Annotated in this window: 2 protein-coding genes and 2 pseudogenes; 2 read left to right on the top strand and 2 right to left on the bottom strand. The window is 77.8% G+C overall.

Annotated elements, in window-relative coordinates; genetic code table 11:
- Positions 1–277 (bottom strand): annotated as a pseudogene (locus AB4039_RS41960) (hypothetical protein); the annotation flags it as partial.
- A 281-nt stretch (positions 278–558) separates the two neighbouring features.
- Here AB4039_RS41960 and AB4039_RS41955 point away from each other — a divergent pair.
- Both AB4039_RS41955 and AB4039_RS41950 read left to right on the top strand, forming a co-directional pair.
- Positions 559–1,884: an MFS transporter gene (locus tag AB4039_RS41955; protein WP_442273273.1), complete on the top strand. Its 1,326-nt coding sequence runs from the start codon at positions 559–561 to the stop codon at positions 1,882–1,884.
- 44 nt (positions 1,885–1,928) lie between these two features.
- The gene (locus tag AB4039_RS41950; RefSeq protein ID WP_442273272.1) at positions 1,929–2,162 is read left to right on the top strand and encodes a hypothetical protein; all 234 of its coding nucleotides are present in this window, start codon (positions 1,929–1,931) and stop codon (positions 2,160–2,162) included.
- 230 nt (positions 2,163–2,392) lie between these two features.
- On the opposite strand, the pseudogene AB4039_RS41945 reads toward AB4039_RS41950, so the two are convergent.
- A pseudogene (locus AB4039_RS41945) lies at positions 2,393–2,614 on the bottom strand (PAC2 family protein); the annotation flags it as partial.

Raw genomic sequence — 2,614 nt, 5'->3', positions numbered from 1 at the left:
GGTGGACCGTGCGCGGGAGCGCGGGCTCCGGCCCGGCCGGGGAGGGCGTCGGGTCCGCCTCGGGGATCTCGCCCAGCGGCAGGGGCAGGGACCCGCCCGGCGGCACGGCAGCAGCCCGGTGGGCGGGGGAGCCGTCGGACGCGTCGGGGGCGTCGACGGGCGGGACGGAGCCGCGCGCCGGGCCGGGACCGCCGGACTCCGGAGTGACGGAGACGCACCCGGCGCTCGCGAGGAGCGCCAGGAGGGAGAGGGGCAGGGCGGCCCGGCGTAACTGCATCCGACCACCATGCCGTAGTCCGGGACGGCCCGGTTCCACGGCTCACGCGTCCGGGTGAAGCGGCCCGGGGCGCGGGCACCGGGACGGGTGGACCACCCCGTTGCCGAATCGATCCTTCACGGGGAGGCCGCACCCGGCGCGGACGGTCGCAGAATGGGGCACGAACGCGATCGGCACGGCACGGCAGTGCGGGCGGCGGGGGAGGCGCGACCCCCGGAGCCTGGTGCCGCCGTGCCCCGTTCACCCGTCCGCCCGCCTTCTGCCGTACGGGAGTGCCGAGCATGACCGAACCCGCCGCGTCCAGTGTTCCCGAACCGGGTCGCGAACCCGGCCCCGAATCCGGGTCCCGCAGGGGATGGGCGGCCGTGTCGGCCGTCTCCCTCGGGATCTTCTGCCTGATCACCTCCGAGCTGCTGCCCATCGGACTGCTCACTCCGGTCGGCGCCGCCCTCGGTGTCTCCGAGGGAACGGCGGGCCTCATGGTCACCGTCCCCGGGGTCGTCGCGGGCTTCTGCGCGCCCCTGGTGGCCGTCGGGGCGGCCCGTCTCGACCGGCGCCACGTGCTGTGCGTCCTGGTCGCGCTGATGGCCGTCGCCAACCTCGTCGCCGCGCTCGCCCCGGACTTCGCCGTGGTGCTGGCGGCCCGCCTGCTCGTCGGCGTGGCCGTCGGCGGGTTCTGGGCCATCGCGGGCGGTCTCGCGGTCCGGCTGGTGCCCGCGCACCACGTTCCCCGGGCCACGGCCCTGATCTTCGGCGGCGTCCCCACCGCCTCGGTGCTCGGCGTTCCCGCCGGGACCCTGCTCGGCGAACTCGGGGGCTGGCGCTCCGCCTTCGCGGCGGTCGGTGTCCTCGGAGCCGTCACCGCCACCGCCCTGCTCCTGCTGCTGCCGCCGCTGCCGGCGGCCCGCCGCGTCACCGCGCGCGAACTGCCCGTCCTGCTGCGCCGCGACCGCGGGGTCCGGGCCGGGGTGATCGTCACCTTCCTGGTGGTGACCGGCCAGTTCGCCGCGTACACCTTCGTCCGCCCCGTCCTGCGGGAGGTCTCCGGCATCGACGCCTCCTACGTCAGCACCCTGCTGCTCGGCTACGGCCTCGCGGGGGTCGTGGGCAACTTCCTGGCCGGTCCGCGCGACGCCCGCCGCACGCTGCTGACCGTCAGCCTCACCCTGGGGGCGGTGCTGACGCTGATCGCCCTGCTGCCGGGGGCCGTCGCCGGGACCGGCCTGCTGCTGGTGTGGGGGCTGGCGTACGGCGGGGTGTCGGTCAGCCTCCAGGGCTGGATGCTGAAGGCGGCGCCGCAGGCCGCCGAGGCCGCCTCCGCCCTGATGGTGGCCATGTTCAACTTCGCGATAGCGGCGGGCGCGCTCGTCGGCGGGCTCGCCGTGGACGGGATCGCGGTGGCGGCCGCACCGTTGAGCGGAGCCGCTCTGATGGCGGCGGCCGCGGGAACGGTGGCGTTCTCGCTCCTCCGGGGACGGGACGGCCGCCGGGGGCCCGGCCGCGACGCAGGCGTGCCGGAGCGCGCGGACGACCGGACGGCGGAGCCGGGGAGTCGGGGCCGTCCCGCACAGAAGGGAAGGATGGGGCGGATCGGACACCCGGCTTGACCGGAGCGCCCCCGGACGGAAAGAGTCCGCTCAAGAGGCACCACATGAGCCGCACTTCGGAGATACCTGGAATGTCGATGTCCGTCCGCTCCACGCTCCCCCCGGCCGCCCTCGGCGGTTCGCCCGCCCGGGGCGCGGTGGCCGACGGGTCCGGCACTCCGGACGCGGGTACCGCGCCGACCGGCGCGGACACGAYGGTCCCGCACCCGATCGGGGGCGCCACCGCGCCCGCCGCGGGAGCGGGAACGGCCCCGGTCGCCCGGCGGCGCGGGGCCTGACCGGCGGGACGGGGGCCGGTACCGCACCGCCGCACCGGCCCCCGACCGTGCCGGGAGACGATCGTGTCCCCCCACCCCGATGAGAGGGCGCCCGAGACCGCCGACCGCCGTCTCGTCCGCCCCTACGTGACCCCCACGGGCCCCCCGACCCACGCGGCGGCCCCCACCCGTCCCGCGCCCCGGGCGGTGGCGGCTCCCGCCGGGCCGGCGTCCGCCCCGGCGTCGCCCGGTCAACCGCTTTCCGGTGTCGTGGCCTCCGGTCCGTTGGCCACCGGACCGGAGGCGTCCGGTCCGTTGGCGTCCGGTCCGTTGGCGTCCGGTCCGTTGGCGTCGCCCTGGCCTGCGGAGCCGGCCGGTGCGTCGCCCTGGCCACTGGACCCGCCCGACGCCCCGGCGGCGCCCGCGGCGCCGTTCGGCCCCCCTGCGCCGGGACCGGCGGGAGGGGACGCCGG

The organism is Streptomyces sp. M-16 (genome assembly GCF_052114405.1).
Lineage (GTDB): Bacteria > Actinomycetota > Actinomycetes > Streptomycetales > Streptomycetaceae > Streptomyces.
The sequence above is the reverse complement of the archived record's forward strand: the minus strand, read 5'-3'. Positions and strand labels throughout refer to the sequence as shown.